Origin of the sequence: Desulfonatronum thiosulfatophilum (genome assembly GCF_900104215.1) — a bacterium.
GTDB classification, from domain to species: Bacteria; Desulfobacterota; Desulfovibrionia; order Desulfovibrionales; family Desulfonatronaceae; genus Desulfonatronum; species Desulfonatronum thiosulfatophilum.
Map to the genome: position 1 here is coordinate 61,100 of NZ_FMXO01000007.1, position 15,766 is coordinate 76,865.

11 protein-coding genes are annotated in these 15,766 nt (G+C 56.0%); 4 read left to right on the plus strand and 7 right to left on the minus strand.

What is annotated here, in order from left to right; translation table 11 throughout:
* Positions 1 to 18: 18 nt before the first annotated feature.
* The 6 genes from BLP93_RS07050 to BLP93_RS07075 all read right to left on the minus strand — a co-directional run bounded on the left by BLP93_RS07050 (position 19) and on the right by BLP93_RS07075 (position 8,635).
* The gene (locus tag BLP93_RS07050) at positions 19 to 1,416 is read right to left on the minus strand and encodes a type II and III secretion system protein family protein (protein ID WP_161946224.1); all 1,398 of its coding nucleotides are present in this window, start codon (positions 1,414 to 1,416) and stop codon (positions 19 to 21) included.
* Positions 1,417 to 1,447: 31 nt separating this feature from the next.
* A complete protein-coding gene (gene cpaB, locus BLP93_RS07055) occupies positions 1,448 to 2,326 on the minus strand; it encodes a Flp pilus assembly protein CpaB (protein WP_161946225.1) in 879 nt (292 codons plus the stop codon).
* 116 nt (positions 2,327 to 2,442) lie between these two features.
* Entirely contained in the window at positions 2,443 to 3,018 is a 576-nt protein-coding gene (locus tag BLP93_RS07060) for an A24 family peptidase (RefSeq protein ID WP_092119193.1), read from the minus strand.
* Between the two features lie 35 nt (positions 3,019 to 3,053).
* A complete protein-coding gene (locus BLP93_RS07065; protein WP_092119196.1) occupies positions 3,054 to 3,266 on the minus strand; it encodes a Flp family type IVb pilin in 213 nt (70 codons plus the stop codon).
* A 906-nt stretch (positions 3,267 to 4,172) separates the two neighbouring features.
* A complete protein-coding gene (locus tag BLP93_RS07070; protein ID WP_092119198.1) occupies positions 4,173 to 6,938 on the minus strand; it encodes a sensor domain-containing protein in 2,766 nt (921 codons plus the stop codon).
* Positions 6,939 to 7,225: 287 nt separating this feature from the next.
* Positions 7,226 to 8,635, minus strand: coding sequence for an ATP-binding protein (locus BLP93_RS07075; RefSeq protein ID WP_092119492.1), 1,410 nt, complete (start codon positions 8,633 to 8,635; stop codon positions 7,226 to 7,228).
* A 504-nt stretch (positions 8,636 to 9,139) separates the two neighbouring features.
* Here BLP93_RS07075 and BLP93_RS07080 point away from each other — a divergent pair.
* The gene (locus BLP93_RS07080; RefSeq protein WP_092119201.1) at positions 9,140 to 9,565 is read left to right on the plus strand and encodes an endonuclease domain-containing protein; all 426 of its coding nucleotides are present in this window, start codon (positions 9,140 to 9,142) and stop codon (positions 9,563 to 9,565) included.
* Between the two features lie 228 nt (positions 9,566 to 9,793).
* Here BLP93_RS07080 and BLP93_RS07085 read toward each other — a convergent pair whose 3' ends face one another.
* Positions 9,794 to 10,288: a DUF2442 domain-containing protein gene (locus BLP93_RS07085; RefSeq protein WP_092119204.1), complete on the minus strand. Its 495-nt coding sequence runs from the start codon at positions 10,286 to 10,288 to the stop codon at positions 9,794 to 9,796.
* Between the two features lie 722 nt (positions 10,289 to 11,010).
* Here BLP93_RS07085 and BLP93_RS07090 point away from each other — a divergent pair.
* The 3 genes from BLP93_RS07090 to grpE all read left to right on the plus strand — a co-directional run bounded on the left by BLP93_RS07090 (position 11,011) and on the right by grpE (position 15,573).
* Complete coding sequence (locus BLP93_RS07090) at positions 11,011 to 11,994, plus strand: bile acid:sodium symporter (RefSeq protein ID WP_092119206.1); 984 nt, start codon at positions 11,011 to 11,013, stop codon at positions 11,992 to 11,994.
* 44 nt (positions 11,995 to 12,038) lie between these two features.
* Positions 12,039 to 14,483 (plus strand): GGDEF domain-containing protein, encoded by a 2,445-nt coding sequence (locus tag BLP93_RS07095; RefSeq protein ID WP_092119209.1) that lies wholly within the window; start codon positions 12,039 to 12,041, stop codon positions 14,481 to 14,483.
* 301 nt (positions 14,484 to 14,784) lie between these two features.
* Positions 14,785 to 15,573, plus strand: coding sequence for a nucleotide exchange factor GrpE (gene grpE / locus BLP93_RS07100; RefSeq protein WP_092119212.1), 789 nt, complete (start codon positions 14,785 to 14,787; stop codon positions 15,571 to 15,573).
* Positions 15,574 to 15,766 lie beyond the last annotated feature (193 nt).

The window sequence follows — 15,766 nt, forward strand, 5'->3', positions numbered from 1 at the left end:
TGCAATCTTCACCAAGTTTTACCTGACAATCACATGTCCGAATTGCCCATCAAAAACCGCGGTTCTGTGCGGCAGGTTGTGGGTATGTGATTGCCCGAAGATTTCCCAGAGATAGAATTCCGCATCATCCGGTGGTATGTAGAAATCAGTGGGCAAGGTCTGTTCTGCGGCGACGATAGGTTTGACCAAGCGCGGGGTGATCAGGATGACCAGTTCGGTTTCATTGGACTGGTATCTCTTGTTGGAAAACAAAGCTCCCAAAATGGGCAAGTCGCCCAGGCCTGGAAACTTAATCGCAACCTCTCGTGAGGTTTCGCTAAGCAGTCCAGCTATGGCGAAACTTTGGCCATCGCCCAATTCGACTGTGGTAGATGCCTGCCGGATTATAATTCCGGGGACAGGAGTACCAAGAATATTGTACTCTCTGGTTGGGTCCAGTTCGGAAACTACCGGCACAACCTCAATGGCGATTCTATCTTCGCTAAGTACTGTGGGCGTGAAGGAAAGCTGGATTCCATAATCTTTGAACTCAACACCGCCAATCTCTCCTCTGCTGTCCAATGTCGGTAAGGGAATTTGCCCTCCGGCAAGGAAACTGGCGGTCTGCCCACTGAGAGCGATCAGGGATGGTTCGGCCAAGATTTTAGCCAACCCGCTTTCCTTGAGGATATCGAAGATGCCCTGCCACTGGATGGAATCACCAGGGGCGGAGCTGAAGGTAAAAGTTCCCCTCATAGTTTGTGGCGGTAGACCGCCCAAAAAACCTAGGGCAAAGCGCCCGCTTTCATTCACCAGATTGAAGTTCACACCAAGTTGCTTCATCGAATTCCTGGACACATCGGCCACCTTAACTTCTAGCATCACCTGATGGACTCCGCCCACTTGCACAAGATTGCGGATTCTGTCTTGCGGGGCGTAGGCTTCGGCCATTGCCAGGATTTGGTCCAAGGTGGAGGTGTTGGAGACCCGGCCGGACAATGTGATGGAATTGTTGGTAGACAGGATGCGCAGGTCTGTTTCCCTGGGGAAGACTTCATTGATGCGCTGCTTCATCCGGGCGATTTCGTACCGGACTTCCAATTCGTAGATTGCTGAAATTTCATTGCCCTGCCACAACATCAGGTTGGTCGTGCCCGCTGAAGTAGGGCGCAGGTAAATCTCTCGTGCGGAGATGGCCCGAACGCTGACAACATCCGGATCGGCCACCAGAGCGCGGTCCACTTCCCTGGGAGCCCTGAGGATCACGGCTCGGCCGTACTCCAGTTGCAGCCGGCGCGGGTGATCCATGTCAACGATGACTTCATCGGGGGCAACCTGGAAGTTCTGGGCTTGGGACTCCAGGGGAAGCAACCAGGCCAACGACGCCAAGAGCAATAGAACTGTTGCTGTTTTCCAGGATCTGATTGGGGCAGGCATGGATAACCTTTCTCCTTGCATGTTGAGATGGCTACTGATTGAACTTGAACTGCTGGACGCTGCTGCCCTGGATCACTTCCATGGTGAATTCCGAACGTACTGGGGCAGGGGATGGATTATTCGCCCGGGGCGCGGGATTGGATGCCAACTGGACGGGGCGGGGGTTGAGGTAGCTCATGGCGTGTCTGGCCGTGGCTCCCCTGGTTGCAGCCGAAAGAGAATCGACTGGGCTGCGCAGGGCGAACTGGAGCCGGCCATGGTTGCGGACGTGTGTCAGGATCTCGGTTTCCTCGGGGGTCAACTCAAGGGTATAGACATCCACCGGAGCCGTGGTCCCTTTCTCCGTTTCCTGCATTACCGTACCCGTAGCCAGAACAGTGACATTTTCCAGCACGATCTTGGTGATATCTTCATCGCCATTGTCCGGATCAGACCAGGTAACGAGCACGTCAACCTTGTTGCCTGGATGGATGAACCCGGAAATCCCGATCACCTTGTCTCCGCCCACGGCCACGGCCCGCTTGCCCTCGCCGAGTATGGCCGACACTCCGCCAGTACGAATGTCTACGGGCGCCAAGCGGTGCTCGATGATCGTCTCTCCGGCTCGCAAAGGCACAACCGCCACCCGGCCGAGCAACTCCGAAGGTTCCCTAAAGTGTCCCGCCGGCAGGCTGCTCAGGAGATGTTCCCTGCTGGTGATCATTTCCGCGTCCAATCTGGTACCTGCTGCAAGATCAAAGGCCGCCACGGCCACATACGCTGTCTCCGGCCGTTCCCTCTGGATTTCCTCCACCACTCTCGCGGGCACGCCCGTTGTCTGCTGCTGCATCCAGTTGTAGATGAACAAACTGCCCCCCACAGCGATGAACATGGCGAGGGTGATTGGGATGAATGCTTTCCACCTGTCCATAAATCCTCCGGATTGGAAACTCATTAATTGTGACTGAAGTTTGCGGATTCAAACGTGAAGAGTGGAACAGAAATCCTGGGTCAGCAGCTGGAAAATTGATCACCAAGCAAGGAATGTCAGCTACCCCAAAGAGTATATCCAAGGTGATTATGTAAAAGGTAAGTGGTTGTTCCCAATGCAATCGCTACGCCATAGCAGAGTTTTGGTTTTTTTTTGATGGGATGAGGTGCGTCTACAGGTACATATTGGCGGGTCAGGAGAAAGGTTTTGAGGACGGCCCATGTCCGGGAAATCAAGACACGCCCGTATTGGCGATGGATTAATAAAATTAATAAAGCGTACAAACCTCCATATAATCCAGTGTAGATGGCAGAGATTAAGACGCCTTTAGCGCCTATCATTGAGCCGACTGCACCCATAAGTTTTACATCCCCAGCTCCCATCCCCCCGAGCGTATAAACAGGAAGGAGCATACATATACCTACAGTAAGCCCAACGCCGCTGAATAGTAATCCTTCGAATCCAGTTGCAGATATGTTATAAAAAACTGCAAAAATAATTAATGATAGATTTAGAATATTTGGGATTTTTTTATATTTAACATCATATATAGATGCACTTATGAGTGCTATTGCTAGTACAAAGAATTCTATCATGTTATTCATAGCCAGTAAAAACTGTTTAAGGGGCATAAGTATATTATACTTGATGCCCCTTTAAAAACTAGTTAGTTGACGCCGTGTGTGGGTTCTGTCCATGGGGGCAATTTAGCGCCTGGATTATCAAATGCGTCTCCAACATCGGCAAAGAAATCACCAAGTTTTCCTCCAAAATATGTGGCACCAAACACTACAATAAGAGCAACAAAAGCAATCAGTAATGCATATTCTGTAAATCCTGCCCCTTCCTCGTCCTTCAAAAAATTCATCAGCTTTTCCATGTTGTCCTCCTGGATAATGTTGTTGAAAGAGTTAAGGAAATTTTGGAATCCTCAGCCAAAATTTTTGATCTCGCCTCAGACCTGAGATGCTCCTTTCTATCAAGATTCGGGCCAAGGCGGACCTTGAATGTTTAACATGTTAAAAATGTTGATCAAGTTGAAATCTTGGTTCGGTTTTGGGCTTGTTTATGAGGTGTAGATGGACTTCTAGGCAAAGCTTTTTGTCTGATAAAATGGGATCTGGGGTGGGATAGGGGTTTAATTGGGCAACGGATTGAAATTGAATGCCTTGTATCATGGTGGGGTGCAACCTGTGGACGGATGCTGATTCGAATGTTCTGGATTGGTCGGTGGTGATTTTTGTCGGTAAACGAGACAGTCAGTGTAAAAAAGTACGACAAGTTGGTTTTTGTAATTGTGGTTCTCGTCTTGAGTATTTATTTACCGTTTTAGATTGTTGAATATTACGAACTGATACATCAGTTTTGAGTGTAAAGTTTTTTTACACAATGAGAGAAGGCGCATTTCTATATTAATTCGGACTATTTTAGTTGCATATGGTCTTGTTTTAATGGAGCGTCCGGGTTTTCAAGATGGATTTGTCGGGAGTTTATGGAATATTTGTGGGGGTATGTTTGTTTTAACATAATGCGAGTGGCCATGTAATTACGGAGGAGAGTTGAACCGCCCGCTTCGCTTAAGGCGCAGAGGACGCCAAGGGGAAAACATTTTTTGAAAGCAGGGAAAGAGCTGCTTTCAAAAAGGTTGCCTCACCCCTGGCGGGGTGATGTGAGAAACGCCGCTAGGTGTGAAGCCCTTTTGGTTTCCGCATCTTTCCAGCGGAAGACAAAATTTCTTCTTGGCGTCCCCTGCGCCTTAAGCGAAGCGGGCGGTTCAAAAAATCTCTTACTGGATCGGAATCACGGGATGAACGATATCTGGAGTGGAGGAGGTTTGAGGGCGTGGCGGTTCGGTTGGGCGGGGTTTTGGCGGGTGGATCCAGGTTTTTTCGATGTCCGCGGGGTCCATGGGTTTGGCGAACAGGTAGCCTTGGCCGTAGTGGCACTTGTAGGTCTTGATCAGGTCGCATTGGAACTGGGTTTCGATGCCTTCGGCCACCATTTCCAGATTCAACCCCAGGGCCATTTCCACGATGGCGTGGATGATCCGGTTCTTCGCGGGGTTGGCGTTGATGGTGTTGATGAAGGCGCGGTCGATCTTCAGTTCGTCCAGGGGGAAGCGCTGCAGGTGGGCCAGGGAGGAGTAGCCGGTGCCGAAATCGTCGATGCTCAGCCGGGCGCCCATGTACTTGAGCCGTTTCAGCGTGCGCAGGTTCGCATCCATGTTGGACATGGCCATGCTTTCCGTGACTTCCAGGTTCAGGCATCCGGGGTCCAGGCTGAATTCCTGCAGGATCTGGTAGATCCTCCCCTCCAGGCCTGTTTTGGCCAACTGCTTGCCGGAGATATTCACGTTCAGGACCAGCGAGTCGTTGGTTTTCCGCCATTTGCCGATCTGGCGGCAGGATTCCCGGAGCACCCATTCCCCAATGGGGTCGATCAGGCCGGTTTCCTCGGCCAGGGGGATGAACTGGGCCGGGGAGATCAGGCCGTTGTCCGGGTGTTTCCAGCGGATCAGGGCTTCCAGGCCCTTGAGTTCTCCGGTGTCCAGTTTCACGATGGGCTGGTAGTTGAGGAACAGCTCGTCCCGTTCCATGGCCCGGCGCAGTTCCTTTTCCATGATCGTGCGCCGGCTCTTGCGCTGGTAGATCTCCGAGCTGAACACGGCGCAGCGGTTCTTGCCCTGCTGCTTGGCCTGCTGCATGGCCAGTTCCGCGTCCCGGAGCATGTCGTCCGGGCGGACGTAGTTGGGATTGTAGGCCAGGATGCCGAAGCTGGCGGTGACGTAGATCTCGTGGCCGTCCACCTGGAAGGGATCTTCCAGCTTTGTCCTGATCTTTTCGGCCAGGGACATGGTGTCTCCGGGCAGGGCGTCTTCCGTGAGCACGCAGAATTCATCCGAGCTGAACCGGGCCAGGGTGTCCGTGGGGCGGAGCTGGTCCCGGACCCGCTGGGAGATTTCCAGAAACATCCGGTCGCCCACGAAATGACCGAAGCTGTCGTTGACCGTGCCGAACCCGTCCAGATCGAAGATCATCAGCCCGAAAAGATGGTTCGGATCGCCGGCCGCCTTTTTCAGGGACTGGTCCAGTTTCTCCAGGCAATAGGAGCGGTTGGGCAGGTTGGTGCGCTGGTCGTAGAGAACCTGGTGCATCAGTCGCTCATCGTTGTGCTTGCGGATCGTGATGTCCGTGATGCTGCCCGCGAACTGGACGATTTCGTTCATGTTGTCGCGCACGGCGCGGGCATTCTCGGCGATCCAGACCGGGTTGCCGTCCTTGCGCCGGACCAGGGTTTCCATCTGCAGGATTTCGCCCTTGTTCCGGAGTGCGGCAAGCCGGCTTTCCCGAACCTTGGGGATCAGATAGATTTGTGAAAACGGCATCGTGCGGTTCTCGGCCTCGAACTCCTCGGGGGAGTCGTAGCCGAGGATTCGGGCAAAGGAGCGGTTCACGCAGACAACAGTATCGTCGGCCCTGGTCAGGTACATGCCTTCCGGGGCATGGGCGAACAGGGCGCGGTAGGTGGCCTCGGACTTGCGGAGGTTGATTTCGGCCTCATGCTCCTCGGTGATGTCGGACATGGTTCCGGCGAGCTTCAGGTTGCCGTTGCCGTTGTAGCTCAGGGCCTTGCCCCGCAGCCGGATCCAGCGCCATTTCCGGGTGTCGGACTTCATCCGGAAGCGGTGTTCGAAATGCGCTCCGTTGTCGGCTTCGTACAGCCTGATCTGTTCCTGGAGCTGCTCCCAGTCCTCGGGATGGACCAGGGTGTCGAAGGCGGCGTGGTGCTTCAGCTTTGCCGTGGATTCGGTATCAGAATGATCATTTACGGGTAGATCCACCACCATCTTGTACGTGGTCATGTCCATCTCGCAGACCAGCTGGCGGGCGCCTTCCAGGGCGGCTCGCAGGCGCTTCTGATCCAGCTCGATGGATTCCTCGATCCGCTTGTGCTCCGTGAAATCCTCCAGCTTGACGAAGACCTTTTCCACCAGCCCGGCGGTGTTGCGCACCGGAATGAAGGTCACGCGCAGGAAAACGCTCCTGGAATGCGGCTTCGGATGCTTTGCGGGCAGTTCCCGCCATGCTTCGGGCAGGACCACGGTTTCACCGAGGCGAACACGGGAAAAGATGTCGTTCAGGCCCCAATCCGCTGTGCGGTGGTCCGTGGTGACGGTAAAGCCTTCGTCCGGCGGCAAGCCCATCAGGTCGGCGAAGGAATCGTTGAAAATCAGGGTGTTGCCGGAAGGATCGCAGATCAGGGTCGGGTGGGGGTTGGAGCGGATGATGTCTTCGAGTTCATTGTTCCCGTTCTTTTTGCGTCTGCCCAAGCCTGTGAAAAATATCCTGAGAGTGTTTTTGAGATTCAGTCCGAGGAGGAGGGTCGCGGTGAGGAGCAGGTCGATGAAGTCGAGGGGTTGGGATGGGTGCCGGTGGCAGGAGGATGCCCAGAGCAACACAAAGACCACGACAAACAGCATTGCCATGACCAGGGAGGGAACCCTTCGCACGTTTTTGGCGTGGGCATGGCCAGTGATGGTCGTGGAGTCCATTTTTTCCAGACTTGGGTATGTAAGAAGTGATCTTGTTTTTCAGGACAGTAATATTTACGAAATCAATCTTCTTTCTTCAGGTGTAATTTGTATCGTTTAGCAACATGCGTGCCTGAGGGTTTGGATTGCGGCAGCAAACATCATAACATGCCAGCTTTGACACAGGGCACTGCATTAGCAGGCAATATGCTGCCCCACCATGAAAAGAGCTGCTGAGAATTTTCGAAAAGTTGCACGGACTATCGCAAAATGCCGAGCTCAGCCCATCACCCATCACCCCTTTCCCGCTAAGCAACGAAAAGATTATCCCAGGCCATGGCGATCTTTTCTTCGGTCAGTTCGGGATGGCGGCCGTGGTAGTACGCTTCGTCGATGATGTGGTCGATGATGTCCCGGGGTTGGCACGCGGAGAGGCGGACGTCCATGCGTTTGTAGTATTGGTCCATCAGGAATTCGAAGACGTCTTCCTTGAACTGGACGTTGTTCGCCTGGCAGACCTTGATGAAGATCCGGCGGTAGTCCAGGGGCGAGGGGTGGTCGATTTTGATCTTGTAGCGCAGCCGGCGCAGGAAGGCCATGTCCACCAGTTGCTTGGGATCGATGTTGGTGGCGAAGACGATCAGCTGGTCAAATGGCACGGCGAACTTGCGGCCCGTGTGCAGGGTGAGCAGGTCCATGCGCCGGGCCAGGGGGATGATCCAGCGGTTGAGCAGGGTCTGGATGTCCATTTCCTGGCGGCCCAGGTCGTCGATGATGAACAGGCCGTTGTTGGCCTTGACCTGGAGCGGGGCCTCGTAGAACTTGGCGATGGGGTTGAAATCCAGGTCCAGGGTGCGCATGGTCAGCTCCCCGCCGACCATGATCGTGGGGCGTTTCACGCGAACCCAGCGCTGGTCCGAGGGCGGAGCGTCGGCAGTGGGCGGCACGGGCAGATGCACGGACTTGTCGTACACCGTGATGATTTCCCCGCCCACGATGAAGGCGTGGGGCACGTAGACCTCGCCGGGCAGGGCGCGGCCCAGAGCCTCGGCAATGGTGGACTTGCCGTTGCCGGGGGGGCCGTACAGGAAAACCGCCCGTCCTGAGCAGGCCGCGGGCCCCAGGGTGTTCAACACCGAATCGCTGACCACGAGATGGGAAAAAGCCTTGTTGAAGTGCTCCGGTTTGATCACGATGTTCATCACGGTCTGCAGTTCGATCTGCTTGCTGTATTCGGCCAGGAGCACCGGCGCGGGACCGGTGTAGCGGCAGACGTTCAAAAGCTCCGCGGCCCGGTTGCGCCCGGTGTCCGTCATGCCGAACTTATAGGATGTCTTGGTCAGGGTATCCGCGCCCTTGACCACGATGCACTGCTCCCGGCGCAAGACCTCCATGGCCTCGTCCACAATGGGAATGGGCAGCTTGACGCTGTCGGCCACCGTAGGAATCGTGAACTCGCCCATGAAAACCACGTGCTTGTTGATCAGGTCCACAATAAAGGTCAGGGGCAGGCCGGTCTCCTCCACCGTGCGCGGCGGCGGGGGCGTCTTGCGGAAGAAGTCGACCAGATCTTTTTCCTCAATAAAGCCCAGAGTCACCAGATTGTATCCCAACCGCCCCCCGGACATCCGCTGCCGCTCCAAAGCCATCTCCAACTGCTCCTCGGTCACCAGATTCTTCTCCACCAGACGTGAACCTAAAAGAGTATGGTCGAGCATTTGTTGTCCTCTCTTTTGTTTGTTCAAGATTTTGCCCACGGAGCACACAGGTTGACACAGATGGCAGAGTATTTTTTCCTGCGGGAAAACGGGACAAGACCGCCAAGAACAGCCCTCGGCCGCAATTGGTGATTCAGTTGTAAGTGCAGGCTAATGATGCTACGCGGCGAAGAATCCGTATTCGCTACGCCTGATGATTCTGGCATCAGATCTTGTTCGGTATGCAATAATTTTGCCGAAGAAACGCTATCTTTGGGGGGGAGGGAAGTGAAGCGGGCTACCACCCCGCCCTTCGGGCACCCCTCCGAAGGAGGGGAATTAACCACCCCGCCCTTCGGGCACCCCTCCAGAGGAGGGGAATTTTATCCTTCGTGCCGTTGTGTGGACCGGAGCCCGGAGAGTGAGGCCCGGGGAATTACGTTCCTTTGGTGAATGACAGACGAAGCCTGATGGAATTCCCCTCCTCCGGAGGGGTGGCAGGCGAAGCCTGACGGGGTGGTGCCTATGAGAAGTACAAAACGCTACATGTCCTTGCCCTTCAACCCCAAGCTGAAAGAGCGTGCCAGGGAACTACGCAAGGCCGGTCTTCTGCACGAAGCCTTGTTATGGAATCAGCTCAAGCGGAAAAGCTTCAAAGGATTGGACTTCGACCGACAGAAAATCATCGGAAACTACATCGTAGACTTTTTCTGTGCAGAAAAAGGCGTCGTAATCGAAGCCGATGGCGTCTCGCACCAAGGCCGCGGGGACTACGATGCGCAACGAGATGATTATCTAAGATCCCTGGGGCTGACAGTGATCCGAATATCGGCCAAGGACATTTTGCAGAACATGGAAGGGGTACTTGGGTTTTTACATCATCATGAGGCATTGATGATCGACCAAAAACCACCCCGCCCTTCGGGCACCCCTCCAGAGGAGGGGAATTAACCACCCCGCCCTTCGGGCACCCCTCCAGAGGAGGGGAATTTTATCCTTCGTGCTCTTGTGTGGACCAGAGTTCGGAGAGCGAGGCCCGGCTGAATTACGTTCCTTTGGTGAATGACAGACGAAGTCTGATGGAATTCCCCTCCTCCGGAGGGGTGGCAGGCGAAGCCTGACGGGGTGGTATCCATGATATGTGAAAAAGTAACCCATGCAGGTGCGAACAGCACGAGGTCACCCATGTATGACGGCATACTCCTGGATGGTGGGCAGGTTGCGCGGGAGTTCGTGAGGTCTGGGCCGGGTGGCCTCCCAGCCCAGGCAGGCCAACCAGATCGCACGCGGGATCGGCTTGTGGGCGGTGCGATAGTAACTGACCATGCGTCGACTGATCCCCAGAGCCTCGGCGGCGGTTGTCAGGGAGAGGCGGTTGCGCTGCATCCAGGTAGCGAACATCTCATGGCTGACTTTTCCAGCCTGTTCCTTCCCCCAGGCATAAACATTGTCCGCTCCGAATTCCGAGTCGATCCATTCAATAGAGTCTCCGCCCTCGCCAAGGTGGACGCCGGCAAAAATTTTGGGATCGAGAATGAGGGCAAGAGCAGGTATACGGCGCAACACAGCCTCGACATCTACCAAGAGAATTTCGCCCGTGTTCCAGGTTGTGCGGAGAAGATATGGACCCTTGGATTCGACAGACAGAAGTTTTGGATGGAAATATTCGCTCATGGATTGTTCCTTTGCCATTCATCAAATAGAAAAGCTTGGTTGGCTCGGATCCAGTCCAACGCATCACGAATGTCTCGTTCAGCGACCTTCCCTTTGATTTCATAGGATTGAAGTTCAACCGTACAATCCCGCCCATTGCTCAGTTTGAGATGACGTGCGGCGGTGGATGGTCACCGTGAAAAATCAGCACTCGGCAGGATGAGAAGCGTTTCAACGTCGGCACAAGGGAAGGATCTAGTGCAATGGTTTCACTATGGCAAGTGGTATGTTCGGGAGACGAGGCTGGAGAAAAAGAAACCTTGAATGTGAAGCGCTCGCTTCCCTCAAGGCGCAGAGGGCGCCAAGGAAAACATTTTTTGAAAGCAGGGGAAGAGCTGCTTTCAAAAAGGTTGCCTCACCCCTGATGGGTGATGTCAAAAATTGCCTTCAGGCGTGAAGCCCTTTGGCTGCCGCATCTTTCCAGCGGAAGACAAAATCTCTTCTTGGCGCCCTCTGCGTCCTGAGCGAAGCGGGCGGTTCCAATTTCTTCAACCCGCTTCGAAATCGAATACATGTTACAGCACATATCCAAATCCGACCCCACGCTTCCAACATTGCCCCCAACGCAAATTCCGTTTAAAGCCGGACTTTAGCCGTTGAGCGTATACTTCGTTGAGCCAACGTTCCACGGCCGGTGTTGGTTCCCATCACCTATCACCCATCACCCTTCACCCATTACAAAAATGACCACCTTCCTCAAAAAACACTGGTTCTTCGTCGGCATGGCCGTGGTTTCGGCTTTGGCGTTTGCCGTTCCGGAGCTTGGCGTTGTCGTCAAGGAATACAAGATCCTCAATTTCGGCATCTTCCTGACGTTTCTGATCACCGGGTTGAGCCTGGATACGCGCAGCGTTCTGGAGCAGATCAGGAATGTTCGCGTGCTTTCCGCATCCTTGCTGTCGGCCCTGGTGGTGATTCCGATCATCACGGCCGTATTGGCTACCTTGTTCTTCGGCGACAACATTGATTTCATCATTGGTTCGATCATCATTGCCGCGGCGCCGGTGACCGTGGCTTCGGGGACGGTGATGACCGCCATGGCTCTGGGCAACGTCCCGCTGAGCCTGTTCATCTGCGTGCTCTGCAACCTCTTTTCCCTGATCTCCATCCCGCTGGTCCTGAACTGGCTGCTGGGATTCATGGAGCATATGCTGCGTTTCGAGCAGGCCATCTCTTTGCCGGTGGGGCAGATCCTGATCACCCTCAGTCTGACCGTGCTGGTGCCGACGGTTCTGGGGCAGATCATGCGGCCCTGGCTCAGGGAGCAGGTGGCGGTCTACAAAAAGGCGTTTTCCATTTTTTCGCAGTGCGTGGTTCTGTTGATCATTTTCAACGCCGTTTCCAGCTCCGTGGGGGTGATCGGTTCCCTGGGCCTGGGATTGGTGGGGCTGTTCGGGTTCATGATCTTTTTGCACGTGGTCATCCTGGCGCTGAACTACGGCATTTCCAAGGCGATCCGGCTGGATGAACCCTCCACGGCCGCCTTCACCATCCACACTTCCCAGAAAACCCTGACCATCTCCTATCTGGTCTGGGCCGGCTACTTCGCCCACCTCTTCCCCCTGGCCATGGTTCCGGGCATTGTCTATCACGTGGTGCAGATGATCATGGACACCTTTGTGGCCCAGTGGTTTCGGGAGCGGGCCGGGCGGCGGCAGGGAGGTTGACGCGACGGCATTCGTGCTGCAACTATCGATCAGGATACCAAATCATGATTTTCAACACCCTTGATGCTACGGAAACGTCCATGCGGCTTGAGCGGCAGGACCTGATCACCTTTGAGCCGGAATTGCGGGCGGCCATGTCCCGCTTTCTGCCTTTTTCCTCCTACGGCCTGTATTTTCCGGCCAGCCTGCCCACGGACATGCTGGTGGCGGACAGTCAGGGCGGCCATCAGATCTTTCCGGTCTATCATGCCCAGGAAAAGAAGGCCCTGCTGCCCCTGCACCGGCACGGGGAGCTGCTGGGCGTCTTCGTGGCCCGGGGCGTGCGCGGGCGTGTGACCAAGACCATGCTTCACCTGTGGTCCTGCCTGTGCGGGCAGATCATGGACAATCTGCTGCTGCACAAGAAGACGCGGACCGACCCGCTGACCGGGCTGGCCAATTCCATCTGCCTTGAGGAGACCCTGAGCCGGGAGATCCGGTTGGTGCACCGCGGTCTCTGGCCGGACACCCCCATCAGCCTGGAGGACGGCATTTCCGAATACAGCGCCAGCGTGGGGCTGATCTGCCTGGACGTGGACGGATTCTCCCGGATCAACGAGTTGTGGGGGTACCAGTTCGGCGACATCGTGCTCCGTGATCTGGCCCGGGTCGCGGTCCGCGTCGCTCCGGAGCAGGCGATCTGCGCCCGGCTTCGGGAAGATACCCTGGCGATCTGCTTTTCCGGCGCCACCACCACCAAGTGCCAGGAACTGGCCTCGGCCCTGCTCCGGGAAGTCGGAAAAATGGAATGCGAAAACAAGATCAACGGTGAGAAAATTGCCCTGTCCGTCAGCCAGGGGTACGTCACCTATCCCCAGGATTTTCACGGCCGCCAGCTCCGCAAATCCGTCCGGGAACAGACCGGTCTGATGCTTGAGAAAGCCGCGCGGGCTCTGCACAATGCCCAGGAACAAGGTCCGGGTCGGATTCGCGCCTTTTCCGGCATCCTGCGCGAAAGCGGCGTGGTGCTGGAGATTTTGCCCATGAATCGGATTCTGGTCAGCCTGGGCCGTTCCGTGGATGCCCGGGAGGGGCAGCGATTCCTGGTCTGGTCCTCGATTTTGGACTCTGAAAACCGGGCGCTTCCGGAAATTTCCACGCCTTCGGGGCGCAAGGGCATGTCCCGGGTTTGCAAGGCGGAAGTGCAGTTGGTGGAGGTCCGCGGGGATACTTCCGTGGCCGAAATCATCCTGTTGCATGATCCCGGGAGCAGCATCCTGCCTGAGGACCAGTTGACCATTCTGCGGACGGGGTCCCGCAACGAGGCGGGCGAGGACGTGGAGGACCAGGCGTTCCGGGATGCGGTTCTGGAACTGCAACTGATGACCTCCCGGGAGTTCATCAAGCAGTGGGTGGACCTGCGGCAGCAGTACGGGCGGTTCTCCCTGATTCTGCTGCACCTGGAGGGTGTTTCCAACGAGACGGAAAGCGTCGACCATGCCGACGTGGAGCGCAAGATGCTTGCCCTGGCCACTCTGGCGTCGGACAAGCTCGGACCGCGTCCGGTCATGGGGCGGTTCAGTTTCAGCACGCTGGCCTGCCTGATTCCGGAGAAAAGCGCCGCCGACCTGCACCCGTCAGCCAACGACCTGATCCGGACAGCCGGGGAAGTGCTGCTCTGTCCAGTATATGCGGGAATGGCGGACTACCCGTTTCTGGCCTATTCGAAAGCTGACATCCTGGACAACTGCCGCAAGGCCCTGGAACATGCAATGATGCTTCCCGAGCCCAGCGCGGTGGAGTTCTGTTCCACGTCCCTGACCGTGAGCGCGGATCGCTACTTTTCCAGCGGCGACATCTATTCCGCCCTGGAGGAATACAAGACGGCGCTTCTGGCGGATGAGCTGAATCATCTGGCCAGGAATTCCCTGGGCGTATGCTATGCCAGGCTGGGCAAGTACCCCGAGGCGCTGGCTCAGTTCACCGCCATTCTCAACCAGAATCCCAAAGACATCATGGCCTCCTACAACCAGGGCCACACCTTCCTGAAGCTGGGAGAGCAGGACCGGGCCAGGCAGGCCTTCCTGCGTTGCCTGGAGCTTGACACGAAGCATGTCTTCAGCCTGATCCGGCTGGGGCAACTGGCCGAGCAGGACGAGAGCCTGGACGCGGCCCGGGAATATTTCGAGCAGGCCAAAACCATGCCCGGAGGCGAGGGGCTGACCCATCGCCATCTGGCGCGCCTCGATCTGCGCCAGGGCGACCTTGAAGGCGCCCGCGAACATCTGCACCAGGCCCTTGTGCACAATTCCCGGGACGCCCTGGCCATGCACCTGCTGGCCAAGATGTACCTGGAGCAGGGCGAAGATCCGGAAATCGCCGAAACCCTCGCCCGACAAAGCGTGGCCCTGTGGCCGGAGCAGAGAAGTTTCTGGGAAGTTCTGGCACGGGCTTTGGAGGGCCAGGGGAGAGATGATGAGGCCAGGTTGGCCAGGGAAAGATCGGGCTGAAAGATAAAAAATGAACCGCCCGCTTCGCTCAAGGCGCAGAGGACGCAAAGAGGTTTTTGGCTTCCGCTGGAAAGATGCGTAAGCCAAAAGGCTTCACGCCTGCGGCGATGTTTACCTTCCCGTAGGGAGAGGCACCTTTTTGAAAGCAGCTCTTTCCCTGCTTTCAAAAAATGTTTTCCCCTTTGCGTCCTTGGCGACTTGAGCGAAGCGGGCGGTTCAACTTCTTAGCATTCCTCAGTCGAATTACGGAAAAGGAACTGTGGACGTACCTGACCATAATCCCCGAGCAAGGAGAAACGTCATGAAAAAGGTGTTTGCGGCGTTGTGGAGAGCCGTGAAGGCTGTTGGAAGGTTCCTGGACCACTATATTGTCCTGCCGATCATGGGCGTTCTGGGCCGGTGGATGATGGGTCGGGTGAATGCCGCCAAGGCGAAGGATCAGGTGGTCATGAAACCGTGGAAATCCGAGGCCGTGGAGGATTTCAGGATCTGGGTCGGGGAATTGCCGGACGAGAAGCCGAGGTTCGATGACGGCCCCTTTGAAGGCAATGAAATCATGATGGTGCTCAAGGAATTTGCCACGCTGCGGCAGGAAATCGCGATGCAAAATCAGGAACAGCATAAGACCACTGCCTATATCAAGGACCTGCTGCAATCCTTCCAGGACGCCTCGCGAATTTATGAGCAGAATACCCAGGGGCTGGACCAGCTCGCCGAGAATATTCGACTGACCGTGGAAAAGGACGTGGTGCTGCAGTTTGTTTCCCTGCGGGACATCCTGGTCCGTGGTCAGGTCGCGGCCCAGGCGGCCGCCGAGGAAAAATCCTTCCTGCGCCGGCCTCCGGCGGTGCTCGATGAAGCCGTGGCAGGCTACGACGCGGCCATCCTCCGCCTGGACCGGGCCCTGGATCGGATGAGCATCTACAAGGTTCCCACCGTGGGGCATATGTTCGATCCCAAGACCATGGTCGTGGCAGGCCGCCGCCTGGAACCGGGCCGGGCCAGAAACATCGTCCTGGAAGAACAACGCAGCGGCTATGAACGCCAGGGGGAGGCCATCCGCACGGCCGAGGTCGTGGTGAACGGATAGAGCAGGCTGTTGAAAAATCCCCGCTGGCTGCGTTGCTGCAAAAAGTTCAAGCCCTCACGTATGACCAAATACGCTTCGGGCTTGAACTTTTTTTGCGCCTTGCCATCGGGGTTTTTGAACAGCCTGCTCATCCTACCTTGAGCAAAGCGGGCGGTTCATTCCTTCATCTCTTCATCCCATCATTTCAGCATCT